This is a genomic window from Microbacterium sp. EB106-03-03-XG65, assembly GCF_058791955.1.
Map to the genome: position 1 here is coordinate 231,278 of NZ_JBYTEB010000001.1, position 13,721 is coordinate 244,998.

Annotated in this window: 15 protein-coding genes and 1 tRNA gene; 4 read left to right on the forward strand and 12 right to left on the reverse strand. The window is 66.5% G+C overall.

Translation table 11 applies throughout. The features are described 5' to 3' along the window. Positions 1-3: 3 nt before the first annotated feature. Positions 4-1,548: an HNH endonuclease signature motif containing protein gene (locus AC3WS6_RS01055; RefSeq protein ID WP_492499234.1), complete on the reverse strand. Its 1,545-nt coding sequence runs from the start codon at positions 1,546-1,548 to the stop codon at positions 4-6. Between the two features lie 137 nt (positions 1,549-1,685). Beyond that, positions 1,686-2,246, reverse strand: coding sequence for a MarR family winged helix-turn-helix transcriptional regulator (locus AC3WS6_RS01060; RefSeq protein ID WP_492499235.1), 561 nt, complete (start codon positions 2,244-2,246; stop codon positions 1,686-1,688). Positions 2,247-2,350: 104 nt separating this feature from the next. Here AC3WS6_RS01060 and AC3WS6_RS01065 point away from each other — a divergent pair, with 104 nt between their 5' ends. After that, positions 2,351-3,115, forward strand: coding sequence for a MarR family winged helix-turn-helix transcriptional regulator (locus AC3WS6_RS01065; protein ID WP_492499236.1), 765 nt, complete (start codon positions 2,351-2,353; stop codon positions 3,113-3,115). 111 nt (positions 3,116-3,226) lie between these two features. Here AC3WS6_RS01065 and AC3WS6_RS01070 read toward each other — a convergent pair whose 3' ends face one another. Next, positions 3,227-3,811 (reverse strand): TetR/AcrR family transcriptional regulator, encoded by a 585-nt coding sequence (locus tag AC3WS6_RS01070; RefSeq protein WP_492499237.1) that lies wholly within the window; start codon positions 3,809-3,811, stop codon positions 3,227-3,229. A gap of 91 nt (positions 3,812-3,902) precedes the next feature. Here AC3WS6_RS01070 and AC3WS6_RS01075 point away from each other — a divergent pair, with 91 nt between their 5' ends. After that, a complete protein-coding gene (locus AC3WS6_RS01075) occupies positions 3,903-4,337 on the forward strand; it encodes a DUF6069 family protein (protein ID WP_492499238.1) in 435 nt (144 codons plus the stop codon). Between the two features lie 30 nt (positions 4,338-4,367). On the opposite strand, the gene AC3WS6_RS01080 is transcribed toward AC3WS6_RS01075, so the two are convergent. Both AC3WS6_RS01080 and dcd read right to left on the reverse strand, forming a co-directional pair. Continuing rightward, complete coding sequence (locus AC3WS6_RS01080) at positions 4,368-4,820, reverse strand: hypothetical protein (RefSeq protein WP_492499239.1); 453 nt, start codon at positions 4,818-4,820, stop codon at positions 4,368-4,370. A 1-nt stretch (position 4,821) separates the two neighbouring features. Further along, complete coding sequence (gene dcd, locus AC3WS6_RS01085) at positions 4,822-5,427, reverse strand: dCTP deaminase (RefSeq protein ID WP_194762356.1); 606 nt, start codon at positions 5,425-5,427, stop codon at positions 4,822-4,824. 93 nt (positions 5,428-5,520) lie between these two features. Here dcd and AC3WS6_RS01090 point away from each other — a divergent pair. Continuing rightward, positions 5,521-5,594, forward strand: a tRNA-Gly gene (locus tag AC3WS6_RS01090). A gap of 70 nt (positions 5,595-5,664) precedes the next feature. Here the strand turns inward: AC3WS6_RS01090 and AC3WS6_RS01095 are convergent. From AC3WS6_RS01095 to AC3WS6_RS01120, 6 genes are all read right to left on the reverse strand, one after another. Then, positions 5,665-6,093: a hypothetical protein gene (locus AC3WS6_RS01095; RefSeq protein WP_492499240.1), complete on the reverse strand. Its 429-nt coding sequence runs from the start codon at positions 6,091-6,093 to the stop codon at positions 5,665-5,667. Between the two features lie 79 nt (positions 6,094-6,172). Continuing rightward, positions 6,173-7,177: a class II fructose-bisphosphatase gene (gene glpX, locus AC3WS6_RS01100; RefSeq protein ID WP_492499241.1), complete on the reverse strand. Its 1,005-nt coding sequence runs from the start codon at positions 7,175-7,177 to the stop codon at positions 6,173-6,175. Further along, positions 7,174-8,175 carry an alcohol dehydrogenase catalytic domain-containing protein gene (locus tag AC3WS6_RS01105; RefSeq protein ID WP_492499242.1) on the reverse strand — a complete coding sequence of 334 codons (1,002 nt, stop codon included), beginning with the start codon at positions 8,173-8,175 and terminating at the stop codon, positions 7,174-7,176. The genes glpX and AC3WS6_RS01105 overlap by 4 nt, the downstream gene beginning before the upstream one ends. Continuing rightward, positions 8,172-9,059, reverse strand: a complete 888-nt coding sequence (locus tag AC3WS6_RS01110) for a carbohydrate ABC transporter permease (RefSeq protein WP_492499243.1) — start codon at positions 9,057-9,059, stop codon at positions 8,172-8,174. The genes AC3WS6_RS01105 and AC3WS6_RS01110 overlap by 4 nt, the downstream gene beginning before the upstream one ends. Then, positions 9,056-9,979: a carbohydrate ABC transporter permease gene (locus AC3WS6_RS01115; RefSeq protein WP_492499244.1), complete on the reverse strand. Its 924-nt coding sequence runs from the start codon at positions 9,977-9,979 to the stop codon at positions 9,056-9,058. The genes AC3WS6_RS01110 and AC3WS6_RS01115 overlap by 4 nt, the downstream gene beginning before the upstream one ends. Before the next feature lie 63 nt (positions 9,980-10,042). Continuing rightward, positions 10,043-11,416, reverse strand: coding sequence for an ABC transporter substrate-binding protein (locus AC3WS6_RS01120; RefSeq protein WP_492499245.1), 1,374 nt, complete (start codon positions 11,414-11,416; stop codon positions 10,043-10,045). 181 nt (positions 11,417-11,597) lie between these two features. On the opposite strand from AC3WS6_RS01120, the gene AC3WS6_RS01125 reads away from it, so the two are divergent. After that, a complete protein-coding gene (locus AC3WS6_RS01125) occupies positions 11,598-12,353 on the forward strand; it encodes a GntR family transcriptional regulator (RefSeq protein WP_492499246.1) in 756 nt (251 codons plus the stop codon). Here the strand turns inward: AC3WS6_RS01125 and AC3WS6_RS01130 are convergent. Continuing rightward, positions 12,346-13,674, reverse strand: coding sequence for an FGGY-family carbohydrate kinase (locus AC3WS6_RS01130; protein ID WP_492499247.1), 1,329 nt, complete (start codon positions 13,672-13,674; stop codon positions 12,346-12,348). The genes AC3WS6_RS01125 and AC3WS6_RS01130 overlap by 8 nt on opposite strands. Positions 13,675-13,721: the final 47 nt, after the last annotated feature.

Consider the following 13,721-nt stretch of genomic DNA (forward strand, 5'->3'; position numbering starts at 1 on the left):
GCATCATCCTGCAGACGTGAAGACGGGCTGCGGTTGCGCGGGCGGTGTCGTGCGCACTGAACCACTCAGTCGCGGCGTATGCCAGTGCTGTTCGGGATCCCACCATCTCGGCCCCCGCACCTGTGGGACCCCGTCGTTCATGCGGATCTCCCAGCCGGATGCGCCGAGACTCCGGTGATGCCACCAGCACAACGGCACACCGTTGTCGGTGTGGGTCGGACCACCCCGCGCATGCTCGACGACATGGTGAATCTCGCACCACGACGCCGGGACATGACATCCGGGGATCAGGCACTCCTTGTCGCGGGCGACGATCGCCCGCCTCTGATGCACGGTGAACACCCGATCGGTGGTCGTGATGCCGATGATCCGCCCCTCATCGAAGAGGACCCGCTGGATGGTCCCCGAGCAGCCGACGTGCGCGGCCACACTCACAGGCAGCTGTTCCGCGGCACCGGAGACGCTCGCGCGGCCGGTGCCTTTCTCGAGGTCCTTGGCATCGACGTTCACCACCAGCACCGGAGCCGCACCCCCGAGCGTGGGCATGTCGCGGTGCCGGGCGGCGATCGCCAGTGCCGCGGCGAGAGCATCGTGCCGCTTCTGCGCGGCTGTGCGGCCGTCGACGACGTCGCGCGGATCCGAGTTGTACGGATCGTCGTGACCATCTCCCAGACCGGGAGCGCTCTCGTCGGCGGCGCCCTCGTCGGCGGCGCCCTCGTCGGCAGCACCGTCGTCGGCGGCACCATCGTCGGCGGCGCCGCCCGCAGGGGTGAACACCACGCCCGGCATCGGCGGGCCATCGCCCTTCGGGTTGTTCTGCGCGTCGAGGATCAGCTCCAGCTGCGCGGCGACGTCAGGCGTCAGATATCCCTTGATGGAACGCAGTCCGTCTCGCACGCGGCCGAGGGTGATGCCACGTCGACGCGCGGGCTCATCGCCCGGTTCGTCTCCGTCGGGGTCGAGCAGCGCAGCCAACGTCTCGGCGAGCAGCTTCAGCTCGTCGAGAGTGGGCGCCGGACCCTGGACCTCGTCTTCGGGGCCGCCGGCAAGGTCTGGTCTGAGTCCCCGCGCCGCCCGGGCGAGACACGCGTCGGCATCCAGCCGATCAGCGATGCCGATGCGATGCGACAACTTCTCGATCGGCTCGGTGGCCGCGAGCATCCCTGCGACTCCGATCGCGCCGTCGAACATCGCCTCGCGCAACGCCGGCCACCGCGCGGGCAGTCGATCGCCGGACACCAGATTCACGTTCCGTCGAACCAGGGTGACGACCTTCTCGACCCGCGTCGCCCCGCGCGCGTCTGTCAGAAGGGTGCGCTGCAGCAGTTCGTTCGACGTGCGGCACCCCGCGGAATGCGGGAAATCCACTGCATCCCCTGAGGCGATCGTCTCGACCACCACGGCCTCGACCCGCCGGAAGGCAGCGCCGGCCGTCTGCAGGACCTCGATCCGCTCCGCATCCGACAACCCGGCGAGCGCGTCGTCGGACAGCACCCGATCGAGGTCGGCGACGACCTGATCGACAAGGGCGCGAGTGCGGGATGACATGCCTCCATCCAACTCGGTGCCACCGACATTCGAGGGGCAGAAGCAGGCATGTTTACCCCAGATGAGAGGCGTATTCCGGAACACCGGCGCATCGTTCCGGAATGCCGATCGCGAAGGCCGGGACGCCGCCCGAGGGCTCAGCTCTCCCAGTTGTCGGCGAGCTTGTTCAGCAGTTTCGCGAGCTGCTCACGCTCGTCATCCGTGAACGCCGCGAGCGCCTTGCCGAGGGCTTCGCGCCGCTCGCCCCTCATACCGCGAGCGATCTTGCGACCGTCATCCGTCAGCGCGATGCGCGTGCGCCGCGCGTCGTCGGGATCCGCCTCGCGCCGCACGAAACCGTGCGCGACCCCCTGCTGCACGAGCCGCGAGGCGCGGGGCTGATCGACGCCGATCGCCGCGCCGAGGTCGCTCACACTCAGGGGCGAGGATGCTGCGGCGAGCGCTTCGAGCATCCGCATCCTGGCCGGCCCCCCGAAACGTCCGGACGGGTCATTCATCCACGGCGGCATGCCGGGATGCCCCGAGTGCCCATGCCCGTGGTCGCCCTGCTCGAAGTGGTCGGGGTGCGGTCCCCCATGCCAGCCGTGCGGTCCCCCCATTCCGCGGGGCCCGCGACCACGTTCGCCCGGGCGGCGCCCCCGCAGACGGGACAGGGCGCGGGCGATGGCCTCGGCGGGATCGTTCTCTGCGGCGCTCACCCTTCGATTTTACATGCGACTTGACATGCATCTGCACTGCATGTCACACTACATATACATGCATAGTGACAAGCACATGCTCCATGACATCTAAGGACTTACCCATGAACACCTCTGACACTCAGAACACAGACAGCACCTCACGCCCCTTCTGCTTCTGGATCAAGGCCATCGATCGCCTGATGGCGGCCGAGTTCGCCTCGGCCTTCGAGGGCGAGCACACGAGCCGCCGCGACTGGCGGATCCTCAACGCGATCGACGGCACGGTGCCCGCGCGCCGCCCGCTGAACGCCCACAAGCTGCACCATCTCGTCGAGCGCGGATGGGTCGTCGCCGATGGCGACGGCTGGACGCTCACCGACGACGGTCGCGCAGCGAAGGAACGCCTCGGTGCCATCGTCGACGGCATCCGCGCCAAGGTCACCGACGCCGTGAGCCCCGAAGACCTCGAGACCACCATGGCCTCGCTCGAGCAGATCGCCCGCGCGTTCGGCTGGGACGACCAGACACCGCTCCCCCGCGGACGCGGTCGTCGACACGGCTTCGGGCGGCACGGCTTCGGGCGGCACGGCTTCGGACCCGGCTTCGGCCGCGGGCACGGACCCGAGTTCGGCTTCGACCCCGAGGCCGCACACGACTTCGGTCCCGGACGCGGCTTCGGCCGACGGCACGGACACCCGTTCGGTCGCGGGCGCGGCGACGCACCCGCGTTCGATTCCGAGCACGTCGGCGGAACGGATGCCGAATTCGGCGGACATGAGCACGTCCGACACGGATCCCGCCACGCCGCGCACCGTGTCGCGCGGGCGACGCAGCACGCCTACGAGCGCGGCTTCGACGCCGGATTCTCCCGCGGCCGCGAGGCCTGAGGACCTCCCGCACTCGGCATCCCGGCGCCCTCGCCGTCCGAGTCGCACAGAACGCCCCGTTTCGCCTCCGCGGACGGGGCGTTCGCCATTCGGGGGGCGGCGCCCCGCGAACTACCGGAGGGCGGGGAGGACGACCTCGTCGACCAGCTGCACGACGGCCTCGGGTTCGAGTGCTCGCCGACGCAGGCTGACGCTGCCGAACGCAGCGGTCGGCACGAGACCCGCGATGAGCGCGACCGGAGCGTCTGCCCGCACCTCGCCCCGCTCGACCCACCGTTCGATCACTGCGGTCAGCGCGGCGACCGGCGGTCCGCCGATCACCCGGTACGCGACGTCGCGCAGCTCGTCGTCGCGCCCGATCTCGCTCAGGATGCTCGCGAGCACGCGGGCCGTCCGGTCGTCCGCTCTCGCGAAGTGCATGGCGGCGGCGAGCAGATCGCCTCGAAGAGTCCCCGTGTCCGGCACCTCGGCAGAGACCTGCACGGCTCCGACCGCCGCGACCACGAGCTCGGCCTTCGTCTCCCAGCGGCGGTAGATCGCCGAGCGCCCGCAGTGGGCGCGCTCCGCGACGGCGCCGATCGTCATGCCCGCGTAGCCGCTCTCGACGAGCAGATCCTGAACCGCCTCGAGGATCGACGCCTCGACGCCGGGGTCACGAGGACGCCCCGCCGGTCTGGCCATCGCATCGGTGCTCATCGAACCCATTGTACATTCCGGTATCAAGCAGTACCGTTAACATCCGGTACCGGTCGGTACCGGAAACGAGTCGTCACCCTGAGGAGTCGCCATGGTCACCACCGCCGCCCACGAGAACCCGCATGCGACCGCATCCCGAACACGCGCTGCCCTGCTGCTCGTCGGAGCCGTGGCCGTCGCGATCGCGGCGAACTCCGTCGTCGCCGCCATCGCCATCGCCGCCGGAGCGCCCGCGACGTACGGGCCCCTGACCTTCCCCGCCTACGCCCTGTTCACCACGCTGGGGATCGTCGTCGGGTGGATCGGGTGGTCACTCGTGCGCCGTCGCGCCCGCGACCCCCGCCGCACTCTCGCGATGCTCGTGCCGATCGTCACCGCGGTGTCGTTCGTTCCCGACATCCTGCTGCTCGTTCTGCGCTTCATTCCCGGGACGACAGTGAGCGCCGTGATCGGGCTGATGGTGATGCACCTGGTCGTCGTGGCCGTGGCGGTGCCGGCGTACGCCTGGGCATCACGCGGTCACTGACCGGCATCGACCTCGGGGTCGTATCGCAGCTCACCCGCGCCAGAGCGTCGCGGCGCCCGCAGCGCCCGCAGCGCCCGCAGCGATCGTCTCGGCGGGGTCGGTCGACAGGGCGAACGACACCGACGTGCCGAGGTAGATCGCCCCGGCGATGGCAGCCACGAGCAGAGCGATCAGGAACACGAAGATCATGGCCGACAGCACGCGGTACCCGCCGGATGTCGGAACCTCGGGCGCGACCGACGGCTGCGCCCAGTCGGGGGCCACCGATGCCGGTTGATCGCCCACGAGGATCGCCGGCTTCGGCCGCGACCTTCTCGTCTCGGGAAGCATCGCCTCAGGCGGAGGCGGAGGGATCACCGCGTTCGGAATCACGGACTCCGCGGATGACGGGATCAGGCCCTCCGGAACCGACGACTCGGGCGGGGGCGGCGGAATGACAGCATCCTCCGGCCGGATGTACGGGTCGTCGCTGTCACCGCTCATGTCAGCCCCCTACGGCTCCGACGTCGGTCGTGCCGACATCCGTCTTGTGGAAGTTCTGGAACGACCGGGATGCCGTCGGGCCGCGCTGCCCCTGGTATCGGTTGCCGTAGGGTCCCGAACCGTAGGGGTTCTCGGCGGGAGAGGTCAGCCGGAAGAAGCACAGCTGCCCGATCTTCATGCCCGGCCACAGCTTGATCGGCAGGGTCGCGACGTTCGCGAGCTCGAGCGTCACATGCCCCGTGAAGCCCGGGTCGATGAATCCGGCGGTCGAGTGCGTGATGAGCCCCAGACGCCCGAGAGACGACTTGCCCTCGAGGCGCGCCGCGATGTCGTCGGCCAGCGAGACCTGCTCGAAGGTGGCTCCGAGGGCGAACTCGCCCGGGTGCAGGATGAACGGCTCATCGGGATCGACCTCGATCAGCCGGGTGAGCTCGGGCTGATCGACCGACGGATCGATGAACGGATACTTGTGGTTGTCGAAGAGACGGAAATAGCGGTCGAGTCGCACGTCGATGCTCGACGGCTGGATCATCTCCGGCTCGTGCGGATCCAGGCCGATACGGCCGGAGGCGAGTTCTGCCCTGATGTCGCGGTCGCTGAGAAGCACGGCACCAGCCTAGTCACCACACGCCGCCGACACTTTTGACGTGACGGGCGAGGCGGGTAGGCTTGCGTTCACCCGCTCTTCGGATGCGGGTACGGGGCTGTAGTTCAATGGCAGAACTTCTGCTTCCCAAGCAGATAGCGCGGGTTCGATTCCCGTCAGCCCCTCCACAGTGACTTCGAAAGCTATTCCGGACATTCTGGAGCTACTTCAGACTGGGATTTCCGGGCTGGCTTGGCGCTATTCGCTGGTCGCGGCAACCTTCCGGCCACCGTACACAGTGATGGGCGACGAGAACTCGAACTCCTCCCGTGGACGCCCGGGTCTCCTCGCGACCGACTTGAGGATCTCGGTGTACTTCGGTGCGTTTCCAAGCTCTGTCCGCCGGAGCTGTCCAACACTGTCTTTCAGTTCGCGCAGTCTCACGAGCGTGCGCTCCACCCTCGCCTCCTCGGTAGCGATGACTTCCCGACTGCCGATGAGTCGCGCCAGGCTCAAGGCCTCGAGAGTATTGCGGTATGAAATCTGCAACGCGCGGATCACCCGGTCACCGCGTCGCGCCGATCGGATCAGCCATAACGAGACGGCGGCCGACTCGAAAGCAGTACGGATGAGTGCGTACCCCGCGTATGGAGACGCCATGACGCGCTTGCGGTGTTCGTCGACCATCAGGTCGAAAAGTCGGTAGTCGACAATCGGTCACGAAGGCGATGTAACAGCAGCATCGCCATCTCCACCTCTTCGGTGGCTACAGCCACTTCGCCGCGACATGGTCGGCAACGACGCGACGCACCGTGCCGGAGTGAGATCGAAGAACGATGCTTTCCGTTCGGATGCCTCGCCCTCGGCGCCGCACCCCCCTCACCAAATTGCCGTCGGTGACTCCTGTGGCGACGAACACCGTGTTGTCGCTGGTCACGAGTTCCGTTTCGTCGTAGACGTAGTCAAACTTCAGCCCGGCCGCTTCCCCACGCCGCCGCTCGTCATCGCCGCTGGGGGCGAGCCGAGCCTGCATGAACCCGTCCAGCGCGCGCACCGCGCACGCCGTGGCCACGCCTTCAGGGCTTCCACCCGTGCCGATGCAGAGGTCGAGGGCGCCGTCGAAAGAAGCCGCTTGGATACCACCTGCGACGTCTCCATCGAGCAGGAGTCGCGTCGCAGCGCCGGCCGCGCGGATCTCGTCGATGATCTGAGCGTGGCGGGGGCGGTCGAGGACCCCGACCTGAATCTCATCGGCCGGCTTGTCCAGCGCACGTGCGAGCGCTCGGATGTTGTCGGCGACGGATGCCGTCAGGTCGAGATGTCCGCGGGCCTCCGGTCCCGCAACCATCTTCTCCATGTAGAAGACGTGGGAGGCGTCCAGCATGCTGCCGCGGTCGGCGGCGGCAATCATGGAGATCGCATTACGCCGACCTGTCGCCGCGAGCGATGTGCCGTCGATGGGGTCTACGGCTATGTCGTACGCGGGGCCCTCGCCTGTTCCGACCTGTTCCCCGTTGAAGAGCATCGGCGCTTCGTCCTTCTCGCCTTCGCCGATCACCACGGTCCCGGCGAACTTCACCGTGCTGAGGAACTTGCGCATCGCGTCGACCGCGGCGCCGTCGGCGCCGTTTTTGTCGCCGCGGCCGACGAACGGAGACGCACGGATCGCCGCGGCCTCCGTCGCGCGGACCAGTTCCAACGCAAGGTTCCGGTCGGGGTGGTTGTAGAGCGGAGCGATCTCAGATCCGTCGGTGCGGTCGTGCAGGGTCACGCGACCACCTGAATCTTGATCTGGTCGGGGCTCGTCGCTGCCTGGAGCGCCTGGGCGTAGTCCTCGAGCGAGAAGGTCGCGGTCACCAGACTGGTCAGTTCTCCCTGCAGATCGACCATGCGCTCGGCAGACTCCTCGTACTTCTCGGCCAGCGAGTTCGAGCCGATGATGCTCAGCTCCTTCGCGAACACCTCGTATGGGCTGAGCGCGACAGTCGCCGTCGGTGATGCCACGCCCATCTGCACGAGCCGTCCTCGCATGCCGAGCGACTGGATGGCGGCGGTGATGGCGACGGGGTGCCCGCTGGCGTCGAGCGCGAGGTCGAATTCGCCACGGTCGAGCTCATCGGCGGAGGCGACGGCCTGCGCTGCGCCGAGCGCGAGCGCGGCCGCGCGACGTGCCGCGTTCGGCTCGACGACCCGCATGCCGGTTGCTCCCTCTGCGCGGGCGAGGATGATGGCCATGAGGCCGATAGATCCCGCTCCGAAGATCGCCATCTCCTGATCACGCCAGTCGGGGACGCGCTCGAGGGCATGCAGGACGCAGGCGAACGGCTCGATGAGAGGTGCGGCTCGATGGTCGATGCGACTGTCCAGCCGGAACACGATGCGGTCAGGCACAGCAACGAACTCCGCGACCGACCCATCGACGGCCACTCCGACGGGCAGGATGTTCACGCAGAGGTTGGTCGCTCCTCGAAGACACCACGTGCATTCGCCACAGGAGATGTTCGGGTTGACTCCGACGTAGTCACCCTCCTTGAACTTCGTCACACCCGGACCGACCTCGGTGACATACCCGGCGAATTCATGTCCGGGAACGACCGGGAAACGGCCATGCGGATAGTCACCCTGCACGAGATGCAGGTCGGTGCCGCACACGCCCGTTCCAACCGGAGCAATCACCACCCATCCCTCTTTCGCGATCGGGAGCGGCAGGTCGCGGATCTCGACCCCTCCGTTTCCGTCAGCGACAGCTGCGCGCATGGTGTTGGTCATTTCACGGCTCCAAACAGTAGGCCACGGACAAGGGACTTCTGAGCGATCCATCCGGCAATGACGACGGGGATGCTCACGATAGTTGCAACGGCTGCCACCTGCGCGGTGTAGAGCTCACCGAAGCTCAGGAACTTCTGCAGGAACAGCGGCAACGTGCTGTTCGAGTTGGTCAGGTTGGCGGCGAAAAAGTACTCGTTCCAACTGAACACGGCGCAGAGCAGCGCGGTCGATGCGATTCCTGGCCGCATGAGCGGAAGCACCACAGACCAACCGATTCGCCATCCGTTCGCGCCGTCCACCTGCGCTGCCTCGATGATCTCTAGCGGGATCTCCTGCATGAACGAACGCATCATCCAGATACCCAAAGGGAGGTTCATCCCGAGGTGCATGATGATGAGGATCTGCGTGGTGTTCAGCAGTTCGAGGTTCGTCGCGACCACGTAGATGGGGATGATTCCCGCGGCAATCGGCATCATCTTCGTCGAGATGAAGAAGAACAACGAGTCCTGCGGGTTCTGGATCGCGCGCACCGACAGTGCCCACGCGGCCGGAACTGCGAGAACGATGACCGCCAGGGTCGAGAGCCCCGTGACCAGCAGCGAGTTGAGGGCGTAGGGCCAGATGCCCTGCTGGAACGTCTCAACGTAGTGCTCGAGCGTCGGCGTGAAGAAGAACTGCGGGGTCGCGGATGCGGCGACTGTTTCCGTCTGAAAGCTCTTCATCACCATGTAAGCGACGGGGAAGAAGAGGATGAGGCTCGACAGCCAACCGAGCACACCCATCGTGATGCGTGTGGCGCGCCCCCGGGTGCGACGCGGTCGCGGCTCGGGTGTCCGCTTGCCGGTGACGACAGCGCGGGTGTTGAGCGAAGCCGTGGTGGTCATCGCCGGCCCTCCGTTCGGAAGATGCCCGACAGCAGTCGGAGCATCGGCAGGATCAACGCGATGGTCAGGATCAGCGAGACGATTCCGAGAGCGGAGGCCATGCCGAAGTCGAACGTGTTGAACGCCTTCAGGTAGATGTAATAGGTGATGTTGGTGGTGGCGTAGGCGGGGCCACCAGCGGTCAGCATGGCGATCTCACCGAATGTCTGGATGAGGTTCATCGCCAAAAGGAGTGCCGCGAGTTCGATGAACGGCCGCAGGTGCGGGAGTGTGACGTTCGTGAACCGGCGCCAGATGCCGGCACCATCCATCTGCGCGGCTTCCAGCTGATCCTGCGGTGCGGATTGCAGCCCGGCGACGAGGATGAGCATCGCGAACGGGACGAACCGCCACGTCAACAGGATGATCAGTGCGGCCATCGGGTGCTCCGACAGCCACGAGACGGGCGGGAGCCCCAGCGACCGGGCGATGAAGCCGAACAGACCGAAGCTCGGGTCGAACATCGCGGACTTCCAGAACAGGGTCACCGCGACCGGCATCACGAAGAACGGGGTAATGGCCAGGGTTCGAGCGATGCCACGTCCAGGGAAGGAGTGGTTCATGAAGATGGCGACCAGCAGACCGAGGACCAGGCAGGCCAGGGTCGTGCCCCCGGTCATGACGACCGTGTTTCCTACCGACTTCCAGAACACTTCGTCCTGAACCACGGCGACGTAGTTCTCGAGTCCGCGGAACTCGCTGTCGTTCCCGCTCAGGAGCAACCAACGCTGGGTGCTGAAGAAGAGAGTGAAGACGAACGGGATCTGGGTGAGCAGGAGGGTGAAGACGAGGGCCGGGAGGAGGGGGCCGCGACGCTTCCAGCGTTCGGCCCGCGGCATCAGCGGCGGTTTGGTGATGGCGGAGCGGGTTTTCGTAGCCATGGGTCTGCGCTTCTCGAAGCAGAGCTGCCCCCGGTTGCCCGGGGGCAGCTCTGGATGGGTCGATTACTTGAGGTAACCGGCGTCGGTTACGGCCTTGAGTGCGTACTCCTGGCTCTTCTCCATTGCCTCGTCGACGGTCTGGCTGCCGCTGATGGCACCGGCGATCTGCTGGGAGACGAAGTCGCCGATGTCGACGAACTCCGGGATCTGCACGTACTGCACACCGGTGTACGGGACGGGGTCCACGGTCGGCTGAAGCGGGTTGGCCGCTTCGATGGACTTCACGGTGAGGTCGGCGTAGCGGTCAGCCGCTTCGAGGTACTCAGGGATCTCGTACGTCGATGCGCGCGATCCGGGAGGGATGGAGTCCCAGCCCGCTTCTTCACCGGCGAGCTTGATGTAGTCCTCGCTGGTCACCCAGGAGATGAACTTCCACGCCGCGTCCTTGTTCTTGCTGGACTCGGTGATCCCGAGGCCCCAGGACCACAGCCACCCGGACGCGAGATCCGCCGGGCCGGTGGGTGCCATGGCGAAGGCGACGTTCGGCTCGACTTCGGGCGTCGCCTGGTCGAGGGCCGAGCCCGCGAAGACCGTGTCGTCGTACCAGATCGCGGTCTTGCCCTGGCTGAACTGCTGGAGGCAACCCTCCCACCCGTCCTTGGCCGCATCCGGCTGGCCGTAGTCGCGGAGGCTGTCGACGTAGAACTGAACGGCTTCCTTCGTCTCTGCGGTGTCGAGCTGCGGCTCCCAGTCCTCGTTGAACCAGCTGCCGCCGAAGGTGTTGATCACGGTGGTCACCGCGGCGAGGTTCTGGCCCCAGCCGGGAAGGCCACGGAGGCAGAGTCCGGAGATGCCTGCGGCGTCATCTTCCATCGCGGCCGCAGCTGCCTGGACTTCTTCCCAGGTGGGCGTCTCACTGATGGTGACTCCGGCCTTCTCCGCGAGATCCTTGCGGTAGAAGAGGAACGACGATGAGCCGTAGAACGGGGCGGCGTAGAGGACCTCGTCCTTCGACACGATGTTCTTGATGGGTTCAAGCAGGTCGGCTTCGTTCCATGCCGTGTCTTCCTCGGCGTAGTCGTCGAGCGGCACGATCCAGCCACGGTCGGCCCAGATCGGAACCTCGTAGCTGCCGATCATCGCGACGTCGAACTGACCAGCGTTCGTGGCGACGTCCTTCGTCACCGACGGCCGAAGTTCGTTCTCGGGCAGGGTCGTGAACTTGACCTTGATGCCCGGATTCTTCTCCTCGAAGTCAGAGATCAGCGACTCCGCTGTCTTCATCTGAGGGTTCGCGGCCAGCGCGACGTTGATGGTGACTTCCCCACCGTCGCCCTCGCCGCCGCTGTCTCCGCTGGAACATCCGGCGAGCAGGCCTGCTGTCACCGCTGCGACGCCGAGACCAGCGATGCCTCGCCTCCAATTGATGTGCGCCACGCGCAACCTCCTTGTTGTGTGCCGTGACCGCGCTCGTTCGGGTGTCCGAGCGCGATGCGCCTTTGCATTGGCGTGGACTCACGGTAGCGCAGCCTGTCCGGATTGTCTAGTCTGTACGTACAATAGGTGCAACAGGGCCGGAACGTGCAGGTTGTACGATGGCGCACGAAGGAGTGTGGCAGTGTCGCAAGCGATTGAGCGGATCTCACCGGTCCCGTACTACGAGCAGCTCTACGAAATCCTCAAGGAGCGGATCGTGAGGGGCGAGTTCCCTGTAGACGAACGCCTTCCTAGCGAGCTCGAGCTCTGCCGTGACTTCGGTCTCTCGCGGGCAACCGTGCGCCAAACACTGTCCAAGCTCGAAGCCGACGGATACGCGCGGCGGGTTGCCCGTCGGGGCGTGTTCGCCTCGACACCCGAAGCGTCGAGCGGATGGACGCTGCAGGACACAGAGGGGTTTCTGGAGTCTCAGCTCCGCCATGGACGCACGGGCATTCGCACCGAAGTAGTGGACGCCGGATACGTGGCACCGCCGGCGCACGTCGCCGAGGCGCTGCGCGTAAACGCCGATACCGAGGTATTCGCCCTCAAGCGCGTCCGGTATCTCGACGGCGAGGTCGCTCTGTTCAGCATCAACTGGCTACCCCGCAGCATCGGGGCGATTGTCGCGGATGCGGCAGACGTGCTCGACGGCTCCGAGTCGCTCAGCACGACTCTGCGCGACGCAGGGCACGTCCTCACCAGTGCACAGCGCGTGATCCATGCCCTCTCCGCTCCGGAAGAGGTGGCGAAGAACCTGGGGGTGTCAGACAATCGAGCCGTGCTGCGAATCCGCTCCCGGTCCTGGGACCAGAACGACGTGCTCTTCGACTTCTACGAGACGTGGGTGTTGACCGACGTCGTCCCGCTCGAGGTGAAGGTCGCGGCGACTACCTGACGCCCAGCGACAGATGCGGGTCCGGCGTCCACTCGAGAGCGGTCGCCGCGAGTAAGGCGGTGCCCACGGCGGTCACCTCCGGCTCCAGGATCGGGATTGTCGGATACGTGTTCACGGTCGTCTTGATGTCCAGCCATCCCTGCGACCGCACCCACCCTCCGGCGAGACGCACCTCGCTGGCTCGCCCTAAGCCTCCGAGTACGGCGTCGACGGCGTCGCGACCAGCGTGGGCAAGGGCGCCGAGCACAGCTGATGCTCGTGCGTGAGGCTCTTTCGGAGCGTTCAGCGCATACGACGGTGTCGCTCCACCGCGAGCGCCTGGAATGAAGTACTCCGAGTCGAGCACCGGTGCAGGCGCGCGCACGCCGTCGAGCAGTGCACGAAGAGCGATGGCGACCTCGGGGTCTTGCGCGGCCCAGTTGATGTTCCTGGATAGTTCTTCCACCCGGAGCAGGGTGGTGCCGGCGGACCTGATGCCCGGTGCGACTTCAATGTGGCTGGCACGGTTGATCCTGCCGTCGGGAGACTGCGCGACGATGACCTCGGCCGTGCCCATGGAATCCAGTACGGCGCCGGGCGTGAGCTGATCCGCGGCCCACCCCCCGATGGGGTGGTCATGGCCACCGGCCACGACGATAGCCTCGGGGCTGAGTACCCCCGCAGCTCGAAGGGCCGGGGAATTCATGAGGCCCACGATGCTGCCCGAGCGGACGACTGGAGGGAGCAGCTCTATAGAGCCAAGTGTGCGCTGCACACGGTCCGCGGCCCACTGACGGTCCCCGGATCGCCATGCTCCCGTCCGAGAGGCCAGCGTGTCGCTCATGAAGGCCTTCCCGGCCCACAGCGCTCCGGGGATGTCGGCGATAGCCACCCAGTTTCGCGCTTCTCCTTCGATGGACTGCATTCGAGCCCATGCCCAGCCGACGAGCGTACGCACCGCGTCGCTCTCTGCGTCGAAGTTCTCATCAGCCCCGAGATCAGGGTGAAGCCCGCGGAAGATGCGCTGACGGCGGGGATCGAACCAGGCAAGGGCCTGAGTCAAGGGACGCAGGTGTTGGTCGACCAGTACCCCGTCTTCGCCGATTCCTGCGCAGCTCACCGCATGCACGATGAACGCGTTACCGCAGACCTCCGCCAGCATCTCTTCGATGGATGCGAAGAGCACCCCCGCATCAATGGACAGCTGCTCCGCATCACGCGGTGTCGGGCGGCTCGCGCGGGCGACGATGCGCCCAGAGGGATCGATGGCGATGATCTTGACGTTGGTGCTGCCGATGTCCACGCCACACGCGACGGGGAGCCGAGGAGTGAGCGCGTTCATGGGTGTCGCCTCCTCGGGTGAGCGAAACCGACAGGGCAGACGGTCAC